The sequence below is a fragment of the Scandinavium sp. genome, from assembly GCF_036271055.1.
GTDB lineage: Bacteria > Pseudomonadota > Gammaproteobacteria > Enterobacterales > Enterobacteriaceae > Scandinavium.
This window is the reverse complement of record NZ_DATBBJ010000014.1, coordinates 1-20,528: the sequence shown is the minus strand read 5'-3', so window position 1 is coordinate 20,528 and position 20,528 is coordinate 1. Positions and strand designations below refer to the sequence as shown.

Here is a 20,528-nt window from a genome sequence, read left to right as displayed (position 1 = left end):
CTAAGAATGTCATCTTGATGCGTTACTACGCTTCCTTGCTTAGTTTTAATAGCGCATTTGATTGAGTGAAATGTATTTGCTGGTGTGCGCTTTTTTGCCTGACCAGAGAATTTATTTTGACGTATTACCAATAAATTGGTGAGCTAATATGAATTTTTTTTCTGAGCACCAGGTCAGCAAAGAAAGCGGGTTTGTTGCCAGTTCAACACAAAGTAAGAACGTGTTTTCTTTAGCCCGACGCGTTGCGAAATATAATGTTGCGGTATTGATTACTGGCGAGACTGGCACCGGTAAAGAGTGTGTTGCGAAATACATTCATGAAAGTGCTGGCAATCCTGATGCACCCTATGTCGGTGTCAACTGTGCTGCAATTCCTGAGAGTATGCTGGAAGCGATTTTATTCGGCTACGAAAAAGGGGCTTTTACCGGGGCCGTCACCAGCGTACCCGGTAAATTTGAACAGGCAAATGGCGGAACATTGCTGCTGGATGAAATTGGCGATATGCCTTTGTCTCTCCAGGCCAAACTGTTGCGTGTTTTGCAGGAGCAAGAAGTTGAGCGCCTGGGAAGCCAAAAGCGTATTCCGCTGGATATCCGCATTATTTCCTCGACCAATAAAGATTTGCAGACAGAAATTGCAGAAGGCCGTTTCCGTCAGGATCTTTTTTACCGTATCGCGGTCGTGCCAATCAACATCACCCCACTGCGTGAACGTAAAAAAGACATCATCCCACTGGCTTCTCGCTTCATTGCGAAATATGAAGACTTTCACGCCGGGGATGTGCAACTCAGCGACGAAACCTGGCAATCACTGCTGGCTTACGACTGGCCGGGCAATGTCCGTGAGCTGGAAAATGTTATCCAGCGAGGGCTGATTTTAAGTAATGGTCAGGAAGTGACGGTGAATGATTTTGGTCTTTCACCGGTCAACCGTGAAGACGCTTTGGTCGCTAAGATCGATGCCTCTCAGGTTGAATACAGTGACCAGAAAAACACCGCCGAAATTAAGAATGTGAAGCTCCATGGCCGGATGGCGGAGTATCAATACATTATTGATCTTCTTAAGAGAAACAACGGCAATAAATCCAGAACCGCAGAGTTCCTGGGGATTACCCCCCGAGCCCTGCGTTATCGTTTGGCGTCAATGCGGGAAGAAGGGATCGATATTGTCGCTTTTAGTTAGGAATTTAAGGAAGAACTCATGGATAAGATTAGCGCAATCGGTGTTAACACCCAGCAGCAGCAGCTGATGCTCAAACAGATGTCTCAGACTGCAATGCAGGCGGGTGCCAGTACGCTGGATATGCCTGTAATGGCAGCAGACGCCGGGTTTGCCACCCAGAGCACGCAGAATACCTCCTTTGGCAATGTATTGACTCAGGCTCTGGACAATGTGAATGCCCTGCAAAGTAGCGCGAGCGCGAAGCAGCAGGCCATCGATATGGGCCAGAGCGACGATTTGGCCGGCGCGATGATTGAATCCCAGAAAGCCAGTGTGTCATTTAGCGCTTTGATGCAGGTTCGCAACAAGTTGAACTCAGCTCTTGACGAAGTGATGAACACCCCTCTCTAAGGTCCCCAGAACGTGTTAAATAAGTTAAAAGAGCTGTTCGCTTCACTTCCCATACCTGAAGGGCTGAAAAATCCCCGCTGGCTGATGATGGCCGGCGGTGGTGTGCTTGTTCTTGGTATTGTTTTTTCGATCTGGAATAGCGATCGCGGCTACGTGGCGCTCTATGGTCAGCAGGAAAATATTCCTGTTGCTCAGGTCGTAGAAATCCTCGGTGCTGAAAGTATTCCGTACCGAATTAACCCTGATAACGGTCAGATTCTGGTTGCCGAAAATCGGCTGCCTGCTGCGCGTATGGCGCTGGCTGCCAAAGGGATAACGGCCATTAAGCCTGATGGTTACAACCTGATGGACAAAGAAGAGATGCTCGGCAGCAGCCAGTTCATCCAAAACGTGCGCTATAAGCGCAGTATGGAAGGCGAGCTGGCGCAGAGCATCATGTCGTTGGACCCCGTTGAGGCCGCTCGTGTGCACCTCGGGATCACCGAAGGCAGTTCCTTTGTCATGAATAACAAACCCGACAGCAGTGCGTCGGTGATGCTCACCCTGCGTTATGGTGCACGCCTGACGGATGAACAGGTGGGCGCGATTGTTCAATTGGTTGCGGGCAGCATTCCTGGCATGTCAGGCAATAGCGTCCGGGTTGTTGATCAGGCGGGTAATTTGCTGTCTGAAAACTACCAGAACGGTGGCGAGAATTTGGTTAACGTTCGCCGTGGAACGGAAGCCGCTGAACACGTGAAACAGGAAACCACGAAAAACGTTTCCAGCCTGTTGATTCCGTTAGTGGGTCAGGGCAATTTCCGTATCAGCGTGACGCCGAAAATGGATCTCAGCAGCGTTGAGGAGACCCAGGAGCAGTACGGCAAAGATCCGCACGTCAGCGATGAGAATATCTCGAAAGAAAATACCACTAACGAACTGGCGCTCGGTGTGCCGGGCTCGTTAAGCAACCGTCCTATTCCAACGCCTGCCGCAAACGCGCAAGCGCCTGGGGCTGCGGCAAATCCGAATGCGGCGCAGAAATCGAATCCAAGTTCACTCTCAAGCCGCAGCCAGGAACAGCGTAAATACGCCTACGACCGTAATATTCGTCACATTCGTCATCCTGGCTATCAGCTGGAAAAACTGCAGGTGGCGGTGGCATTGAACAAACTGGCACCGGGCCTGAAAAATATGCCTGCCGGGCAGCTCGAATCCATCACCCGAATGGTGGAAGAAGCGGCAGGGATTGATAAATCCCGGGGTGACTCCCTGACACTGGATACGCTGGTCTTTGTTCAGCCGCCTGACTATACGCCGCCACCATTGAAATGGTGGGAGGATCCGTCGATTCAGCGTTGGGCTGAAATGGGTGGCATCGGTTTACTGGCCCTATTAACGCTGCTGTTTGGTGTGCGTCCGTTGATGAAGCGTGCAACGGCCAGACGCCAGGAATTGTTGGCTGCCAGCAATGCTGGGTTGAACGCGCCAGGTATAGAGAACGCCGCCGTTGGCGAACAGCCAGATAAAGAATCGCCGCTGTCGCTGACCCACAGTTTCCAGTCTGATGTGACCTTGCCACCGCAAGGATCGGGTCTGGAAGATAAAGTGGAATACTTGCAAATGATTGCTGAGAGCGAGACCGAACGTGTCGCTGAAGTCTTAAAACAATGGGTGAACAGTAATGAGCGAAGTAACGGCCAGAAGTAACAACAAAGGCGGCGGACGCAGTCGTCTCGATCAGGCTGCGATCCTCTTACTGAGTATCGGCGAAGATGCGGCCGCCAAGGTCATGCAGAAAATGAGCCGGGAAGAAGTCGTCCTGTTGAGCGAAACGATGGCGCGTCTGCATGACGTCAAATTGACTCATGCACGCAGCGCACTGAATACCTTCTTTGAAGAGTATTCCGAGCAGAGTGGCATTAACGGTGCGTCCCGTAGCTACCTGAAAAGTATTCTGGAGAAAGCGCTGGGCACAGAAATCGCCCGTAGCGTTATCAAAGGCATCTACGGCGATGAAATTCGTCACCGAATGGCGCGTTTGCAGTGGGTTGATACCCCGCAGCTTGCCGCGCTGATTGCCCAGGAGCATTTGCAGTTACAGGCCGTGTTCCTCGCCTTCCTGCCGCCTGATGTGGCAGCAAGCGTTCTGAGCGTGTTGCCGGAAGAGCGTCGTGACGAGATTGTTTACCGCATTGCGCGTCTGGATGACGTCAACCCGGACGTTATCGATGAGCTGGAACGCCTGGTTGAACGTGGCGTGGCGGTACTGTCAGAGCATGGCTCTAAAGTTGTCGGCATCAAACATGCGGCCAACATCGTCAACCGTATCGCCAGCGACCAGCAGGCTCTGTTGGATCAGTTGCGTGAGCGCGATTCGGATGTGGTCGAGCAGATCACTGACGAAATGTACGAGTTCTTCATCCTTAGCCGTCAGTCGCAGCAAACCATTCAGCGCTTGCTGGAAGAAGTGCCAATGGATCAGTGGGCGATCGCGCTGAAAGGCACCGAACCTGTACTGCGTGAAGTGATTTACAGCGCCATGCCGAAACGTCAGGTGACGCTGCTGGAAAGCACCACTTCTCGTCTGGGGCCGATACCGGTAAGCCGTATCGAACAGGTGCGTAAAGATATTATGGGCCTGGTGCGTCAGCTTGCGGAAGAGGGTGATATTCAGGTTCAGCTCTTCGCGGAAGCGACGGTGGAGTAACCGATGTTTAAGAAGAGTAGCGTGCCTCTTGATAGCCTCACTCAGCGCCGTAAAGCGGTGGTGAAACCGAGGTTATATAAATTTCCCCCGCTTAAAAAAAGCTGGCAGAAGAATGTGACCGAACAGTTCGCTGCCGAAGAACCGACGTTTAGCGCTGAAGAATATGAGCACCAGCTTACTCAGGGCTTCAACGATGGGATGAATCGTGGCTTCGCCCAGGGAATGGAAGAAGGTAAGGAAGAAGGTTACCAGGAAGGCGCCCGTCTGGGCTTTGACGACGGCATCCGTAAAGGGTTGGTGGAAGGCAAAGTTCAGGCTCGTCAGCAATTTCAGGAAGCCGCTCAGCCGATTGATGCCCTTATGGATCAACTGGAAACCTTTATGTCGGAACTGGAAGTTCGTCGCCGGGAAGAGTTGTTGCAGTTGGTGGAGAAAGTCACGCGGCAGGTGATTCGCTGCGAGCTGACGCTGCACCCAACGCAATTACTGACGCTGGTCGATGAAGCGCTCAGCAGCTTGCCACAGCAGCCTGAACAGGTGCGTGTGTTGCTCAACAGTGATGAATTTCGCCGTATCAGCGACGCCGAACCCGAAAAAACCCAGCAGTGGGGACTTGCCGCCGATCCTGATCTCGAACCCGGTGAATGCCGGGTGATAACCGAATCGGCAGAGATGGATGTCGGTTGTGAGCACCGTCTCGACCAATGTCTGACGGCGCTGAAAGATAATCTGCTACCGGAAACGCCGAATGAGTGATATCGATTTTGAGCAGGTCTTTCGCGATATAGAAAACATTCCGTTGGCGCGCGTGGCCGGACGACTGGTCCGCGCGAACGGGATCCTGCTGGAAGCCGTGGGTTGCCGACTGGCTGTTGGTCAGATGTGCCGTATTGAATCTGACGACCATCAACTGATTGATGCGCAAGTTGTCGGCTTTGATCGTGATGTTTGCTATCTGATGCCGTTCAAGCAGTGCGCCGGTATGATCAGCGGCGCGCGTGTTTTTCCTGCGGAAAAGCAGGAAGAAGTGATGATTGGTGATAAGTGGCTCGGGCGTGTGATCAACGGGGTTGCTGAACCCATTGATGACAAAGGTAAACTCGTCGGTGATACGCCACTTTTGTATCAGGCACCGAAGGTCCATCCGCTCAAACGCCAGCCGGTGAAAACACCGCTGGATGTCGGCGTGCGTGCGATTAATGGCATGCTGACCATCGGTAAAGGGCAGCGTGTGGGTCTGATGGCCGGTAGCGGCGTGGGCAAAAGCGTTCTGCTCGGCATGATCACCCGCTTCACTCAGGCAGAGGTCGTGGTGGTTGGCCTGATTGGCGAACGTGGTCGTGAAGTAAAAGAATTTATTGAAGAGGCGCTTCAGGAAGAAGGGCTGAAAAAATCGGTGATTGTCGCGGCTCCCGCTGACGAATCGCCGTTGATGCGTATTAAAGCAACGGAACTGTGCCACAGCATTGCCAGCCATTTCCGTGATAAAGGCAAAGATGTTTTGCTGCTGGTCGATTCTCTGACTCGCTACGCCATGGCACAAAGGGAAATCGCGCTGTCGTTGGGTGAACCCCCGGCAACCAAAGGTTATCCCCCTTCGGCGTTTGGCATGATCCCTCGTCTGGTTGAAAGCGCCGGTAACAGCGAAAGTCTGGGGTCGATGACCGCGATTTATACCGTGCTGGCGGAAGGCGACGATCAGCAGGATCCGATTGTCGATTGCGCCCGTGCGGTGCTCGACGGTCACATTGTCCTTTCGCGACATCTGGCAGAGTCGGGGCATTATCCTGCCATTGATATTGGGCAGTCGATCAGCCGTTGTATGAGCCAGGTGACCACACCAGAGCATCGCCAGACTGCTATTGTCATCAAACAGTTGTACGCCGAGTACCAGAACATTAAGCCCCTGATCCCGTTGGGCGGTTATGTTCCAGGTGCCGATCCGTTAGCCGATAAAGCAGTGAAACTTGCGCCCGCCGTGGCCAATTTCCTGCAACAAAAAGTCCATGATGCTTCACTCCTCGATAAAACCCTCGTCGATTTAAAAACTCTCGCGCAGGCGGGCTAAGGAAAGCAATGAGCAGGATGATCACTACGCTGGAGCAGCTAAAACGTCTTCGTCATCAATCCGTCGATGACCTGACCAGCAAATTGACGCATCAGCAACAGGTCAGTAACCGTTGTGATCGTAACATTGACGCGCTTAACTCCCTCGCGGGAAGCGTGACCAGTGAGCGATTGCTGGATGCAACGATGATGACCAACCATTCGGCGTACAAAAACAATATTCAGCGCATTGTGAACTGGCAAAAACAGCAGCAGGCGCTGGCCGATGCCGAAGCCCGACAGCTAAAAGCCAAACTGTTAGTGGAAGCAAAGCGTGAAAAAAGCGTGGAGTTGCTGTTGGATATGCGTCGTGATGATTTACGCAAAGAGCAGGAACGCAGCGAGCAGAAACAAACCGATGCTGCATCAGCACAGGCCTGGCTGCGTCAGCATCAGGGGCGTTAATACGCTTTCTAATCGGTAAGTTTTGCTGGCAGGTGAACCCGGACTCCTGCGTGAGTGCGGGTTAAGACTTTTGATACAACCAGTTAGCCGGCTCAGTCACATTGAGCAGATTTTGCAGAATGTCATTTTGCATGGTGAGTAACATGCCATTGGCGTCATTCGCCTTTTTACAGCTAGCGGCGACGTTTTCCAGCTCTTGCCACAGTTGACGTACCTGGGTTTGCCAGCTTTCTGGCAGACGGTCAAACAAGGTCTTCAACCCTTTCGCGCCCGCTGGGATCCCCAGCACTTTCAGCAAACCATGACGCTTTTTACCGCTCTCGGAGAGCTGCTGATACAGGGCGATTATCTCCTGATTAATCCCTTCCAACGCCACAACATCGCGCAGAATGATCCCTTCTCGTTGCGCTTCAAGGCGCTCGCTCAGGAGAAGGTATTGATTGCGATCGACAACCATATCCTGAATTAACGTCTTAACGTGTTGCCCGGCATTACTCATTGCTTTTATCCCTGGTAGTACTTCTGCATCGCGGCAGTCAGTTCATCAACGTTGATGCTGATTTGCCCTTTGCTGATGGCTTCTTTCATTTCTGCAACCTTGTCCATATCAATTTCTGGCAGTGCAGACAGGTGTGCCTGTGCATCGCCAAGTACTGGATCGATTGCGGCGGGTTGCTGTGATTTTGCCGCAGCCACAGCTGGCGTCGCGTCTTTATTTTTCGCCGTTTGTTTAGTGTCAATGGCGGAGACCGTATTGTATTGAGTCGCAGTGACTTTCATGATTAACCCCATTCCCGGATATTGTTGGAGGCGCAGATTATTGTTTTATTTGTGTCGTAATCTCTTACCTTCCCATAAAGCGGCGCATCGGGCGGAAAACTTAACGATCAAAATAAAATAATTATTTGCTGATGGTCACGGTGCCAAAATCGGTGACCCGGGCGTTAACCTGCTGACCGCTACTCTCATTCTTCACTTTGATAATTTCGCCGCGACGGCCTTTCTTCATGGCTGTGCCGGTTGTCTGCGCGGTCACGCCGTCTTGCGAGGCTATCATCACGATACGTTGCCCGCGTTCCACCATAATCGGTGCTTCCAGCATGCCTGGCGTTATCGGCGTCATTTCACGTAAACGTCGTTTGACCGTCATGCCAAGCACATCGTCGGCTCGCCAGAGAATGTCACTGCGCGTGCCCGTCACGTTGTACTTCTTCATCGTAATGTCGTCTTCGGTCAACACATGCCCACGCTCGAGGGCACCTCTCGCCATCACGATAGGCATGGTGATATCCGGTTTGACGGCGACGCTGCTGGTCCAGCCTGGCGTATCCGTACAACGAAGATCGATGCGCAGACGACTGAGATTGATGCGGCTATTGTCGGGAGTCGCTACGGCTAACGGTTTTGCACAGGCAGAAAGCTGCGTTGCTTCCGCAGGCACAAAAATGTTCAGTTTGGCGGTGTACTTCGGCCAGCCACGTTTTTTGGCTTCGCGCTGAATGACGGTCGTCGCCTGTTTTTGCGCCGCCGCATAAATCTGTTTACGTGCCGTTGTCGGTGTCACGACAGCGCTCGCACAAAAGCTAAAACCGGCTAATAGCGCAATCGCGGTAATGAGGAAAGGCTGTTTCCCGCCAGTGAAGGCGGATTTTTCAAATTTCATATTTATCATGGCTTTATAAAGTTGGCACGCTAGTTGCATTAATATATGCAGCCGGGATGGCATTGCCAGTGAAATCACCATGAGGATGTGAATTGTGAGTATTAGTTTTGACAAAGCATTAGGTGTTCATCCACACGCTGTAGCAGTCAGGCTTAACCGGGCAGAACTGATTTCAGCGAACCTTGCAAACGTCGATACCCCAAATTTCCAGGCCAAAGATATTGATTTTGCCGGGGAGATGCAACGGTCACAGCACTATTTCACCAACGCATCAACACCGGAATTGAAATATCGCGTGCCTTTTCAACCTTCTGAAGACGGTAACACCGTTTCATTAGATGTTGAGCAGTCAGAGTTCGCTCGTAACTCACAAGATTTTCAGGCGAGCCTGGCGTTTTTAAACATGAAGTTTGTTGGCCTTAAACAGGCCATCGAAGGCAAGTAACAAGGAAAGGAATTCGTATGGCTTTTTCTGATATCTACCGTGTTTCCGGCTCTGCAATGTCGGCTCAGACGGTCCGTCTGAATACGGTAGCCAGTAATCTCGCGAATGCGGAAACGCCAGCCGAGTCGGAAGCGGAAGTCTACAAAGCTCGTCGTCCGGTGTTTGCAGCCGTTTATCAGAATGATCAATTGATGAACGACCGAACGCTGACAGGCGCACGCGTTCAGGTACTGGATGTGGTGCAGACCGGTCAGTCAGTGAAGCGGTTTGAACCGAATCACCCGATGGCTGACGACAACGGTTTTGTCTACTACCCGGACGTGAATGTCGTGGAAGAAATGGCAGACATGATGTCGGCTTCACGCAGTTTTGAGACCAATGTCGACGTCCTGAACAATGTGAAAAGTATGCAGCAAAGCCTGCTGCGATTAGGAGAAGCGTAGACATGAATGTCAATAGCACGTCCAGCAACCAGACCACCAACGGAACCAGCGACAACACCGTGGTGAGCAACGATACATCAAGCAGCATGGACACCATGTTTATGCAGTTGCTGGTAGCGCAAATCCAGAACCAGGATCCTCTGAATCCTACGGACGGCACTGAGTATGTGAACCAGCTGGCACAGCTGACGCAGGTGCAGTCCATGGAAAGCATGTCTCAGATGATGACCAACAACATGGTGATGATGGACAACATGCAGACGCTGTCCACGTCGAACCTGGTGGATCAGCAAGTGATGGTGCAAACCACCTCGCTCGAAAGCGATGGCGCAACGACCGTTGATGGGCGTTTAACCCTCGACCACGCGTCGAATGTGGTCAACGTCATCCTGAAAGATGAGGCGGGCGCTGAGTACAAAGTTGAATTGGGTAACCAGGATATGGGTTCGGTAGATTTCTCCATCGACCCGGAAGCCCTTGGCATGCCAGCAGGAAAATACACCGTTGCCGTGGTCACTGACTCCAGTGACAGCAACACTGCCGTTGAGCTTGGCGGCAAGGTCAATAATGTTCGTATTCCGTTGGATGGCAGCACAACTGTGCTGAACATCACCGGTATCGGCGAAGTGGCCTATAACAACATTTCGCAAATTGGCGAGACCACTGCCTGAGGATCAGGCAGCAAGAAAAATTAATGAGACTAAGAGGGAAATAATATGAGTTCTAACATTGCTATTAGCGGCCTGAACGCGATTAACGAACAGCTGGATGCTATCTCTAACAACATTGCTAACTCCGGCACAGTAGGCTTTAAGTCAGGACGTGCGGAATTTGCCTCTATGTACGCAGAAGGTCAACCACTGGGTGTGGGCGTGACTGGCGTGACAGAAAGTATCAATAAAGGCGGAAGCATTTTTTCCTCAGGAAACTCGCTCGACCTGGCCATCAACGGCAGCGGTTTCTTCGTGATGCGTGACAGCAGCGGTTCAACGGCTTATACCCGTGCGGGCTATATGCAAGCGGACAGCGACGGTTTCCTGGTCAACAACCAGGGTATGCGTTTACAGGGCTATCCGGTCGATGCTAACGGCGAGCTGCAGGTGGGTACAGTGGGTGACCTGAAAGTTGCTTCCGGTTCGATTCCAGCGCAGGCCACGACTTCACTGGATTTCTCCGCTAACCTGGACGCAAATGCCGATATCCCGGCAACAGCGACCTTTGACCCATCGGATAACACTTCTTATAACAACACCTATGCGACGCAGGTTCATGACTCCCTGGGCCGTGAACACACGCTGAACCAGTATTACGTCAAAACCGGCGAAAACAGCTGGGACACCTACTACTACATGGATGGCGCACCGATTGCCAGCCCAAGCCCACAGGCGATGACCTTTGATAATCAAGGCATCCTGACCTCTCCAACCGATCCGGTTGCGCTGAGCGTGGCGATTCCTGGTGCGGCGAATCTGGATATTGGCGTGAACTATAACGGCACGACGCAGTTCGGCAGTGACTTCTCGGTCAGTTCGAACAACAGCGACGGCTACAGCTCTGGTGAGCGTACCGGGCAGATGATCGATGAAGACGGTTCTGTCTACGCGACCTTCTCCAACGGTGAGCGCATGTTGCAGGGGCAGGTGATCCTGGCCAACTTCCCGAATCCAAACGGTCTGCAATCGACCGACGGCACGACCTGGGTACAGACTCAGGCCTCTGGCGCACCGATTTCTGGCGCACCGGGCACCGGGCTGAACGGCGCATTGACTGCTGGCGCGCTGGAGTCTTCAAACGTTGACCTCACGTCTGAGCTGGTCAACCTGATGACGGCGCAGCGTAACTACCAGGCTAACACCAAAGTGATTAGCACCGATGACAAGATGATGACGGCTCTGTTCCAGGCGGTCTAATGGATAAGCTCATCTATACCGCCGTCAGTGGTGCGGCGCGTAACTTGTCACAGCAGCGCATTCATGCGAACAACCTGGCGAACGTAAATACCGAAGGGTTTCGTCAGGATCTTGAGCGTGCTCAGTCTGAACAGGTGAATGGCGAAGGCTATGCCTCCCGTTTTCTGGTTGAACCGCAAAACGGTGGCGTCGATATGACGCCAGGCGCGGTGCGTGAAACCGGACGCAATCTGGACGTGGCGATCAAAGGCAATGGCCTGATCGCCCTGAGTGATGGCAACCGTGAGGTTTACACCCGCAATGGTGGAATGCAGGTCGGCCCTGATGGCGATCTGCTGATCAATGGTCTGCCGGTGGAAGGCGACAACGGCCCAATCATTTTGCCGACCTTTACCTCATTGAGCATTGGCGATGACGGGATCATCACCATCATTCCTGATGATGGTGATGTGACTCAGGCTATTGATGTCGACCGTATAAAGTTGGTCGACATTGCTCCGAACACGTTGAGTAAAAATGAAAACGGGTTTTTGGTGACGCAGGCCGCAACGAACCCACGTAGCGAAGAGGTTGAAGTGGCATCTGGTCATATTGAAACCTCCAACGTTTCACCGATTGGCGAAATGGTTGCCAGTATCGCCCTGAACCGACAGTTCGAAGCCCAAATCAAGATGATGAAAGCGGCCGAAGATATGGCCACTGCAGGCAACAGATTGCTGCGCGGCTCGTAAGAGCCGCTACACAAGAACAAGGAGTCACAATGAATTCAGCATTATGGGTCAGTAAAACTGGTCTGGCGGCGGAAGACGCCAAAATGACGGCGATTTCCAACAACCTGGCAAACGTCAACACCACTGGCTTTAAGCGCGACCGCGTGATGTTCGCCGATCTGTTCTATCAGACCGATCGTGCGCCAGGTGGCTTGCTCGATCAGCAGAACACGTCGCCTACCGGGATCCAGTACGGTACGGGTGTGAAAATTGTTGGCACCCAGAAAGAGTTCTCTGAAGGCAATATCCAGAATACCGGGCAGAGCATGGATGTCGCGATTACCGGGCAGGGTTTTTTCCAGGTAGAAACCGCTGACGGCGACACGGCTTATACCCGTGCAGGTAATCTGCAAACCAATTCCGATGGCATTGTCACCAACGCACAAGGTTTGCCACTGATCCCAGAAATCCAGCTGCCAGAGAACGTGAAAGATGTGCAGATTGGTAAAGATGGCACGGTGACTGCGACCGTCGCAGGTGAAGCTGAACCGGTCGAGTTGGGCCAAATCACGCTGGTGAACTTCGTCAATCCGGCCGGTCTGGACGCTGTAGGTGGCAACCTGTATCGGGAAACGGCCGCCAGCGGTGAAGCTGTTGAAGGCGTACCGGGTGAAGAAGCTTTTGGTCAGCTGGAGCAGGGTTCGCTTGAAGGCTCAAACGTCCAGGTCGTTGAAGAGATGGTGGATATGATCACCGTTCAGCGCGCTTATGAAATGAACGCCAAAATGGTTTCTGCCGCTGATGACATGCTGAAGTTTGTCACACAGCAGATGTAATGACCGCGGTGAAACAGTGAAAGAGATATGAAAAAGCAGTTATTAATTGGTCTACTGGCGCTGCTGCTGACGGGGTGTGAAAGCCCCCGACTGCTGGTGCAGAAAGACGATGCGGCCTTCGCGCCGCCAGAAGACTTTGTTGCCCCCCCAACGCAGGTTTCCGGGGGCGGTGTCTATAACACCGGCTACAACTGGACATTGGTGCAGGATCGCCGCGCGTATCGTGTGGGCGACATCCTGACCGTGATTCTCGATGAATCCACCCAGTCCAGCAAACAGGCCAATACCAAGTTCGGTAAGAAGAACGACGTAACGATCGGCATTCCGACCGTGATGGGCAAAACCCTGGATAAAGCTTCCGGCTCCGTCAGCGGCGATCGTAATTTCAACGGCAGCGCCGTTTCTCAGCAGCAAAACAGCCTGCGTGGCGCGATTACCGTTGCGGTCTATAAAGTGCTGCCAAACGGTGTATTGGCGATTCGCGGCGAAAAATGGCTGACCCTCAATCAGGGTGATGAGTACTTACGCGTAACAGGCCTGGTGCGTGCAGAAGATGTTGAACGCGATAACTCGGTGTCATCACAGCGTATCGCCAATGCGCGTATCTCCTACTCCGGTCGTGGTGCGCTCAGCGATGCGAACTCGGCAGGTTGGCTGACGCGCTTCTTCAACCATCCACTGTTCCCAATCTAATGGAGAAGATAATGCGTAAGACTCTTATTTTCTTCCTGGCGCTGTGGAGCGTGAATGCGTTTTCCGCACGCCTGGGCAACCTGGTGGATGTTCAGGGTGTGCGTGGCAACCAGCTTGTGGGCTACAGCCTCGTGGTAGGTCTGGACGGTACTGGCGATAAAAACCAGGTGAAATTCACCAGCCAGTCGGTCACCAATATGCTGCGTCAGTTCGGGGTACAACTTCCCGCGAAGATCGATCCTAAGGTCAAAAACGTCGCGTCGGTGGCGGTGAGTGCCACCTTGCCGCCGGGCTATGCACGTGGACAGTCAATTGATGTAACCGTGTCCTCAATGGGCGATGCCAAAAGCCTGCGAGGCGGCACATTGCTGATGACGCAATTACATGCCGCTGACGGTGAAGTTTATGCCCTCGCACAAGGTAATGTCGTGGTGGGCGGGATCAAAGCGCAAGGTAACAGCGGTTCCAGCGTGACGGTGAATACGCCGACGGTAGGACTGGTGCCGAACGGTGCGTCAATTGAACGCGAAATCGTCAGCGATTTCCAACAGAACGCCCGCGTGATGCTGAACCTGAAGCGTCCTAGTTTTAAAACTGCGAACAACATTGCGCTCGCACTGAACAATTCATTTGGCTCAGGTACCGCGATGGCAGAAAGCTCAACCAACGTTTCCGTGCGTGCGCCAATGAGTCCGGGCGAGCGTGTTGCGTTTATGTCTCAGCTTGAAGACGTGCAGATTAATGCCGGTAAACAGCCGCCACGCGTGGTGTTTAACGCCCGTACCGGCACGGTTGTTATTGGTGATGGCGTGGTTGTTCATGCCGCCGCCGTGTCACACGGCAATCTGACAGTTTCTGTTACCGAATCATCCAATGTCTCGCAGCCAGGCGCATTCAGCCAGGGCCGTACCGCCGTTACGCCGCAAACTGACATCAGCGTGAATCAGGGGAAAGGTCATATGGTGGCCCTTCGCACGGGGACGAGTTTGCGTGCCATTGTGAACACGTTGAACAGTCTCGGCGCGTCACCCGACGACACGATGGCCATCCTTCAAGCCTTGCATGAAGCAGGTGCTTTGGATGCCGATCTCGTGGTTATTTAAGGAGAAGTCATGGTCGACGCCGTTCGTCTTAATCAGGCCGTCATCCCCGGTGATATCACCGGGGCTGTGAAGCCACAAAATCTTGAACAAGCGGCAGAGCAGTTTGAAGCGCTGTTTATGCGCTCAATGCTCAAAGAGATGCGCAAGTCGTCTGACGCACTGTTTGCGGATAACCCGTTCCAGAGCAAACAGCAAAAAATGATGCGTGATTTCTACGATGACAAGCTCGCATTACACCTGGCGACGACCCATACCAGCGGTATTGCACAGATGATTATGGCGCAATTAGGGCCAACACAACAAAACACGGTTAAGAACCAGAAGGATATGGTCGCTCTTATGCAACATCCGGAAGAGTTAAAAACCCCCGTCATGCCAAAATCGCACGGCGGCAAGGAGTAATAACCCATGAACATTATCAATATCGCCTATAGCGGACTTCAGGCATCGCAGATTGGCATGGGCGTGACGTCGATGAACGTCGCCAACATGTTGACGCCTGGGTACACCCGTCAGAGCGCCACGCAGAGCTCCGTTGGGCCTTTAGGCGAAGCGGGAATGTCAGCAGGATCTGGCGTTCGCGTGGACAGCATTCGTCGTGTTTCCGACCAGTATCTGGTCAATCAGATTTGGCAATCAAATACCAAAGCCGAGTATTACGGCATGACCGATCAGTACACCAGTGCGCTGGAAAAAGTCGTGGGTACTGATTCCACCAGTCTGGGAACGGGGTTTGATGATTTCTTCTCGGCGCTGAGTTCACTTACCACACAGCCTGAAAGTGAAGCTAACCGCCAGCAGTTACTGAATCAGGGCAACGCCCTGGCAACTCGCTTTAACAGCATGGACGCCTTTATCGGTTCGCAAAAAGAGCAGATTCACTCTCAGCGTGATGCGCTGGTTATCAAAGTGAACACGCTGTCCGAGCAGATCGCGGATTACAACAAAAAGATCACTGAATCCGAAGCGTCCGGCGGGAACTCAAACACACTGCGCGATCAGCGTGATGATCTCGTGAAAGAGTTGAGTGGCGTGATTGACGTTAACGTCACGGAAGATGCGAACAGCAATTATACCGTCGCCCTGAAAGGCGGCCAGCCGCTGGTCAGCGGACGCACTGCGGGTACGCTGTCGACGGATTATGACACTGAAGGTAATTCGTCCCTGAATCTGAGTTTCTCGAAGAGTGATTTCCCGCTTTCTCCGTCCGTGGGTGGAGAAATGGGTGCGCTGTACGATTACGAAACCGGTACGTTGCAGGACATGCGTGACAGCATTCGCGGCATGGCAGAATCTTTTGCTACCCAGTTTAACGATCAGTTGGCACAGGGTTACGATCTCAACGGCGACCCAGGTCAGCCGATGTTTATTTATGATCCGACCAGCCCTAAAGGCATTCTGCAGGTAACCGATCTTCAACCCGATCAAATTGCACTTTCCGGCCAGCCTGACGAACCCGGCAACGGCGATAACCTGCAATCACTGATTGAGATTAAAAATAAGAAAGTGGATATCCCCGGGATGGGGAACATGAGCCTGAACGAAGGCGCGGCCGCTATTGTTTCGAATATTGGTATCGCCAGTAAGCAAACCAAAGCCGAGTTGTCCGCAGCACAAGCCGTGAGCGACCAGGCGCAGGTGCAGCGCGATAACGTCAGCGCGGTCAATCAGGATGAAGAAGCGATTAACCTGCAAACTTATATGCAGGCGTATCAGGCGAATATGAAAGTCATTTCAACGGGCAACCAGGTCTTCTCCGATCTGCTTGGCCTGTTCTAAGCAGGGAAGGGAAGAACATTATGCGTATCAGTAGCCGTTACCACTCGCAGGCCATGCTTGCCCAGATGAACACCAATAACGAGCGTTTGAGCAAGCTGATGGAACAGATGTCGACGCAAAAACGCGTGAACGTTCCATCGGATGATCCCGTAGCAGCCACGCGCCTGGTGCAGTTGAATCGTGAGCAATCAGCGATTAGCCAATATCAGGAAAATATTAGCCGCTTAAGCGGCACATTGTCGGTTCAGGAATCGCACATCAAGGCGATGAGCGACAACCTACTGGCGATCAACGATAAGCTGCTTTCTGCCAACAACAGCACCTACAGCCAGGAAGATATGTCCGGTTATGGCGTCGAGCTGGGATCGATGCTTGATTCCCTGGTTGATAGCCTGAATGCGCAAAATGAAAACGGCAGCTACCTTTTCTCTGGCACTAAAACTGACACTAAGCCAATTGTGCTTGATGAAGCGACAGGAAAATATATTTATCAGGGCAATGACAGCACACGTTCCACCACTGTTGCCAATAGCGTTACTGTCCAGGAAAATACCAACATCGCTTCTGCGTTTTCCTCGAGTGGCAACGATCTCGATATGCTCAATCAGCTCAAAGATTTGAGCGAAAAAATGCAGGATCCGAACGCTGACTTCAACGACTATCAGCCGCAAATAAAGCAGGTTCTGGAGCTCGAATCGGACAGCCGCGATAAGGTTTCGGCTATGTTCACCGACTTAGGTGGCCGTCAGAACCAGCTTACGCTGCTGGATAACGCGCACACCGATGTCAGCCTTGCCAACGATCAGGTTGTGCATGATTTGTCTGACACCGACTGGGCGGCGACCAGCATGAACATGCAGCTGTATGTGAACTCCGTTCAGATAAGCAACAAGGCTTATAGCATGGTCAGCCAACTTTCACTCTTCGATACAATGTAATAAATGAAATGGTAACTCAGGTATCTTCTAAAACCACCGCTGCCGGAACCGCTTCGGCAGCGATTGGGCAACGTCCTGTTGGGGCGCCGGACACTATCCAGCGCCCTGCCGTTGCGAATGTGGCGCCCACGGCACGTAATCGTACGCCTGCTTTTCCGGAAGCCGCGATCCTCTCGCGCCAGCCGCTGCGTTACAACGTCCAGCTCAATCAGCAATTAACGGCATTTCAGCAGGCTGATAGCTACCTTTCGCAAACGGAATCAAAGCTGATGCATTTGCGTCATGCTTCGGCGAAAGGGGGAGATACCCGGCAGATAACCTCCGATTTACAAAAGCATCTGAACGCTCGCAGCCAGCTTTCTGGGGGGACGGTCGATCGCCAGTTCAGCCTACGCCTGCAACAGAGCAGCAAAGTGAATTTCAGCCTGCCTGGGTTCGACAAGCTGGTTGATAACCCGCAGGGCGAAACGTTGATTTTTTCTCTGGGTGGAGATAAGCGTGAATTAGCGGCTGTGACTTTGCCGCAGCAGGAACATCCCACTCAGGTGCTGCGCCAAATGAATCTCGGCTTAGGACGACTCGGGATCCATGCCCAATTAGGCAATGATGGGCAAACCAGTTTCAGTGTTGATGAACAGCGTTGGGGACGCGTCAGCGAATACCTGAGTGTGCGTGGTGAGGGGCAAAGTTTCCCGGCTGACTCCTTCACGCTTCTGACACCGAAAGCGGAAGCCTCGCAGGAAGATGTTCTGCAGCAGGCCACGAGCGGGCAAAAACGCCTCGCGCCGCAAACCATGAATAATGTCATGGATAATATCGTGAAACAGCGAGGCCGCCTGCATCAGCACCAAGGGCGTGCTGCTAATCGCATTGACGATCTCGCGCCGCCTCTTTCGGCTCAGCAGGCGCAGACCACGTCACAAGCGGTAGGTAACCTGCTTGCCAAAAGTACCGAAAGTTATGCCAGCTTCTCTAAGGCTTTGTCTGCTCAGGGCAATGTACGCCTGGCGACAGTAAAGAATTTACTCGGTTAGCGTCACTTCCTGTCTCGGTCAAAGGGGTAAGACCACCCCTTCCTGACCAATCATTAACATACCGCGCTTGCTTTTATTCGCCTGAAACCACAAATCTGTGTGAGCAAGTGTCTCAACAAATTCATACGCCATGGTTTTTTTCGCGGCAACCGACGCAATAACCGGGCTGTATTTATAGTTGTAGAGCGCGTTGGCTTTCTTCACCTCGACCAGATTCCCTTTCAGTAAAAAGTCCTGATTTTCTGGCTGCTTAAATGTGGTCAGAATGCAGTCATCGACCACCTGTAAATCAACATTGTAAACTTCCTTTTGATGGGACATCAGATCGACAAAACCGATCTTTATGGAGGTCTGGAATTTGTCTGTTAACAGCGGTGATGTTGGTGACATGCGCCAGCAAAATACTCCGGCGAGCACCACCACCAATCCCAGGGCCAGCCCTAAGTGCAGCTTATTTTTTACAGGTTGCCATTTCATTGAGAGTACCGATTGTTTGTTCAATAATTGTCTGATTAAGCGCCACATTATCGCTGTGCCAGTGATAGAAATAGATCATCATAACCTTCTGATCGCATGCATTTTTCAGCACAAAGGTGTAATTCAGTGTTTGCTGAACGTAATGATAATAAACGGTCATATTGACATTACGGGCCTTCAGTTCTGAATTGAGGCGGGAATAGGTATCCCTCAATCGGCTGAACAGATACATGTCCGTTTTATCCGGACTGACCTCGCTGTTATTTTTCACTTCATAGATAGAGATGTGATCAAACAATTTGTCTTCGCGAGAGGTGAGCGTCATCTGCGGATGGTGCTTTGACGTCAAAGAGTAAGTGACCACTCCCACGATTAAGCTCATCAACAAAGCGATAAAGACAGCCAACATGGCATGCGAGATTTTTCGCGGCGCTGAAGGCTGAGGTTGCTGTGGAAATTCGGTTCTCTCGAGGGAGTAGAGAGGAATTTCCACAGGAACCACACTGTCGCGCTCCGCTTCGCTCTCACCGCCGATCGACACAGCCATGGTGTCTTTTTCGGCTGAAAGCATTGATATTTCATCTGCGTTATCAGCGGCTTCGCTTGTGGATTCTGCCTCTTTTCTTTCAACCTGTGTGCAGTATTCGGCTTCCAGGATGTAGCCTTTTTTCGGTAGCGTCTTGATGATCCTTTGCTGCTTGCCATCATCTTCCAGAGCGGTACGCAATGCGTGAATGGCATTCGGCAAACTATTGCTACCAATGACACGACGTTCCCAGACCAGTGCAGTCAGTTCTTCACGTGACATGATGCGTCCGGCATTTTCAAGCAGGACTTCGAGAAGTTTGATTTGATACTCGCCGAGGCGCTTCTTTTCTCCACTGAGTAAATGGATAAGGGAGCCTGTCGGCGAGTCTACAAGCCAATTGTTAATTGAAGAAACGTAGTTTTGCATAATGTTCTAATGAGCGAGAGATCAATAAGTGGGGGCACAAGTAGACCAATGACATTAATCCATTGTTAACAGCAATCCAGTGAAAATGGCCCAGGAATAATTCTGCATAGCTAAAGGTAATGTTTCGTTGCGGAACTACTTTTAGCAGGGTGTTAATCCAATTTCAATATATTAAATTGATTTTTTTAAAAACTTTCCGGGTATTAATTAAGATATTTCTTATGAGATTAATGGCTTAATAAATGACATATGATTATGAAAATTAAAGAGTTATGTTATTTTTTGCAAGCATCCTCTTAAAGCGATTTTTCAGCTACTGAATTTATTAAAAAATTTATTTAAAAATCGAAATTTGCCACTTTTGCGTGATGAATAACCTTGTCTCAATTCCCTTCTATATAGAGAGAAATGGCTCCTGGTTAATACTTAAAAAGGAGTAGGTGAAAAAAATTCAAATAAAAATTTAACTTCCTGCTCCCCTGTGCCGTTTTATCTCTGTACATAACAGGGATACCGGATACGCCGGTACCGAACGGAGATAAACATCATGGCACTTTCCCTTTTCACTAACGCAGCTTCCATGTCTTCTACCAACGCTCTGAACCAGGCTAACAGCCTGCTCTCCACTTCTATGGAGCGTCTGGGTACCGGCAAACGTATCAACTCCGCCGCTGACGATGCCGCAGGCATGCAGATTGCTACCCGTCTGACCGCACAGTCAAACGGCATGGGCGTTGCCCAGCGTAACATCTCTGACGCGACTTCTCTG

General features: G+C 51.7%; 24 protein-coding genes and 1 pseudogene. 20 read left to right on the top strand and 5 right to left on the bottom strand.

Features of this window, described 5'->3' with window-relative positions; all coding sequences use genetic code 11:
- The first annotated feature begins 148 nt into the window (after nucleotides 1-148).
- The 7 genes from VH187_RS01340 to fliJ are packed head-to-tail and all read left to right on the top strand — an operon-like array spanning nucleotide 149 to nucleotide 6,773.
- Nucleotides 149-1,183 (top strand): sigma-54 interaction domain-containing protein, encoded by a 1,035-nt coding sequence (locus VH187_RS01340; protein WP_329699698.1) that lies wholly within the window; start codon nucleotides 149-151, stop codon nucleotides 1,181-1,183.
- Nucleotides 1,184-1,201: 18 nt separating this feature from the next.
- On the top strand, nucleotides 1,202-1,573 hold the full coding sequence (gene fliE / locus VH187_RS01335; protein ID WP_329699697.1) for a flagellar hook-basal body complex protein FliE: 372 nt from the start codon (nucleotides 1,202-1,204) through the stop codon (nucleotides 1,571-1,573).
- A 12-nt stretch (nucleotides 1,574-1,585) separates the two neighbouring features.
- Nucleotides 1,586-3,262: a flagellar basal-body MS-ring/collar protein FliF gene (fliF, locus tag VH187_RS01330; RefSeq protein ID WP_329699696.1), complete on the top strand. Its 1,677-nt coding sequence runs from the start codon at nucleotides 1,586-1,588 to the stop codon at nucleotides 3,260-3,262.
- Nucleotides 3,237-4,262, top strand: a complete 1,026-nt coding sequence (locus VH187_RS01325; protein ID WP_329699695.1) for a flagellar motor switch protein FliG — start codon at nucleotides 3,237-3,239, stop codon at nucleotides 4,260-4,262. Before fliF ends, VH187_RS01325 begins: the two co-directional genes overlap by 26 nt.
- A 3-nt stretch (nucleotides 4,263-4,265) precedes the next feature.
- Nucleotides 4,266-5,018, top strand: coding sequence for a flagellar assembly protein FliH (gene fliH / locus VH187_RS01320; RefSeq protein ID WP_329699694.1), 753 nt, complete (start codon nucleotides 4,266-4,268; stop codon nucleotides 5,016-5,018).
- Nucleotides 5,011-6,330, top strand: coding sequence for a flagellar protein export ATPase FliI (fliI, locus tag VH187_RS01315; RefSeq protein ID WP_329699693.1), 1,320 nt, complete (start codon nucleotides 5,011-5,013; stop codon nucleotides 6,328-6,330). The genes fliH and fliI overlap by 8 nt, the downstream gene beginning before the upstream one ends.
- 8 nt (nucleotides 6,331-6,338) lie before the next feature.
- The gene (gene fliJ / locus VH187_RS01310) at nucleotides 6,339-6,773 is read left to right on the top strand and encodes a flagellar export protein FliJ (protein WP_329699692.1); all 435 of its coding nucleotides are present in this window, start codon (nucleotides 6,339-6,341) and stop codon (nucleotides 6,771-6,773) included.
- A 61-nt stretch (nucleotides 6,774-6,834) separates the two neighbouring features.
- Here the strand turns inward: fliJ and VH187_RS01305 are convergent, their stop codons facing one another.
- From VH187_RS01305 to flgA, 3 genes are all read right to left on the bottom strand, one after another.
- Nucleotides 6,835-7,272, bottom strand: coding sequence for a flagellar protein FlgN (locus tag VH187_RS01305; RefSeq protein ID WP_329699691.1), 438 nt, complete (start codon nucleotides 7,270-7,272; stop codon nucleotides 6,835-6,837).
- Nucleotides 7,273-7,277: 5 nt separating this feature from the next.
- Nucleotides 7,278-7,553: a flagellar biosynthesis anti-sigma factor FlgM gene (gene flgM, locus VH187_RS01300; RefSeq protein WP_329699690.1), complete on the bottom strand. Its 276-nt coding sequence runs from the start codon at nucleotides 7,551-7,553 to the stop codon at nucleotides 7,278-7,280.
- Nucleotides 7,554-7,674: 121 nt separating this feature from the next.
- Entirely contained in the window at nucleotides 7,675-8,436 is a 762-nt protein-coding gene (gene flgA / locus VH187_RS01295; protein WP_329699689.1) for a flagellar basal body P-ring formation chaperone FlgA, read from the bottom strand.
- Nucleotides 8,437-8,530: 94 nt separating this feature from the next.
- On the opposite strand from flgA, the gene VH187_RS01290 reads away from it, so the two are divergent.
- From VH187_RS01290 to VH187_RS01235, 12 genes and pseudogenes are all read left to right on the top strand, one after another.
- Complete coding sequence (locus tag VH187_RS01290) at nucleotides 8,531-8,881, top strand: flagellar basal body protein (protein WP_329699688.1); 351 nt, start codon at nucleotides 8,531-8,533, stop codon at nucleotides 8,879-8,881.
- 17 nt (nucleotides 8,882-8,898) lie between these two features.
- Complete coding sequence (gene flgC / locus VH187_RS01285; protein WP_329699687.1) at nucleotides 8,899-9,324, top strand: flagellar basal body rod protein FlgC; 426 nt, start codon at nucleotides 8,899-8,901, stop codon at nucleotides 9,322-9,324.
- A gap of 2 nt (nucleotides 9,325-9,326) precedes the next feature.
- The gene (flgD, locus tag VH187_RS01280) at nucleotides 9,327-9,995 is read left to right on the top strand and encodes a flagellar hook assembly protein FlgD (RefSeq protein ID WP_329699686.1); all 669 of its coding nucleotides are present in this window, start codon (nucleotides 9,327-9,329) and stop codon (nucleotides 9,993-9,995) included.
- 45 nt (nucleotides 9,996-10,040) lie between these two features.
- The gene (flgE, locus tag VH187_RS01275; protein ID WP_329699685.1) at nucleotides 10,041-11,234 is read left to right on the top strand and encodes a flagellar hook protein FlgE; all 1,194 of its coding nucleotides are present in this window, start codon (nucleotides 10,041-10,043) and stop codon (nucleotides 11,232-11,234) included.
- On the top strand, nucleotides 11,234-11,965 hold the full coding sequence (locus VH187_RS01270; protein ID WP_329699684.1) for a flagellar basal body rod protein FlgF: 732 nt from the start codon (nucleotides 11,234-11,236) through the stop codon (nucleotides 11,963-11,965). Before flgE ends, VH187_RS01270 begins: the two co-directional genes overlap by 1 nt.
- Nucleotides 11,966-11,994: 29 nt before the next feature.
- Complete coding sequence (gene flgG / locus VH187_RS01265) at nucleotides 11,995-12,780, top strand: flagellar basal-body rod protein FlgG (protein WP_329699683.1); 786 nt, start codon at nucleotides 11,995-11,997, stop codon at nucleotides 12,778-12,780.
- A gap of 27 nt (nucleotides 12,781-12,807) precedes the next feature.
- Complete coding sequence (flgH, locus tag VH187_RS01260) at nucleotides 12,808-13,473, top strand: flagellar basal body L-ring protein FlgH (RefSeq protein WP_329699682.1); 666 nt, start codon at nucleotides 12,808-12,810, stop codon at nucleotides 13,471-13,473.
- An 11-nt stretch (nucleotides 13,474-13,484) separates the two neighbouring features.
- On the top strand, nucleotides 13,485-14,576 hold the full coding sequence (locus VH187_RS01255) for a flagellar basal body P-ring protein FlgI (protein ID WP_329699681.1): 1,092 nt from the start codon (nucleotides 13,485-13,487) through the stop codon (nucleotides 14,574-14,576).
- Nucleotides 14,577-14,585: 9 nt separating this feature from the next.
- A pseudogene (locus tag VH187_RS01250) lies at nucleotides 14,586-14,867 on the top strand (rod-binding protein); the annotation flags it as partial.
- Nucleotides 14,868-14,984: 117 nt separating this feature from the next.
- A complete protein-coding gene (gene flgK / locus VH187_RS01245; RefSeq protein WP_329699680.1) occupies nucleotides 14,985-16,355 on the top strand; it encodes a flagellar hook-associated protein FlgK in 1,371 nt (456 codons plus the stop codon).
- 20 nt (nucleotides 16,356-16,375) lie between these two features.
- Complete coding sequence (flgL, locus tag VH187_RS01240; RefSeq protein ID WP_329699679.1) at nucleotides 16,376-17,293, top strand: flagellar hook-associated protein FlgL; 918 nt, start codon at nucleotides 16,376-16,378, stop codon at nucleotides 17,291-17,293.
- Between the two features lie 8 nt (nucleotides 17,294-17,301).
- Nucleotides 17,302-18,327 carry a hypothetical protein gene (locus tag VH187_RS01235; protein ID WP_329699678.1) on the top strand — a complete coding sequence of 342 codons (1,026 nt, stop codon included), beginning with the start codon at nucleotides 17,302-17,304 and terminating at the stop codon, nucleotides 18,325-18,327.
- 18 nt (nucleotides 18,328-18,345) lie between these two features.
- Here the strand turns inward: VH187_RS01235 and VH187_RS01230 are convergent, their stop codons facing one another.
- Nucleotides 18,346-18,804, bottom strand: a complete 459-nt coding sequence (locus VH187_RS01230) for a hypothetical protein (RefSeq protein WP_329699677.1) — start codon at nucleotides 18,802-18,804, stop codon at nucleotides 18,346-18,348.
- On the bottom strand, nucleotides 18,779-19,759 hold the full coding sequence (locus tag VH187_RS01225; RefSeq protein WP_329699676.1) for a transcriptional regulator: 981 nt from the start codon (nucleotides 19,757-19,759) through the stop codon (nucleotides 18,779-18,781). The genes VH187_RS01230 and VH187_RS01225 overlap by 26 nt, the downstream gene beginning before the upstream one ends.
- A gap of 547 nt (nucleotides 19,760-20,306) precedes the next feature.
- Here VH187_RS01225 and VH187_RS01220 point away from each other — a divergent pair.
- The coding region (locus tag VH187_RS01220; protein ID WP_473964784.1) for a flagellin N-terminal helical domain-containing protein at nucleotides 20,307-20,528 on the top strand (222 nt) is incomplete at its 3' end.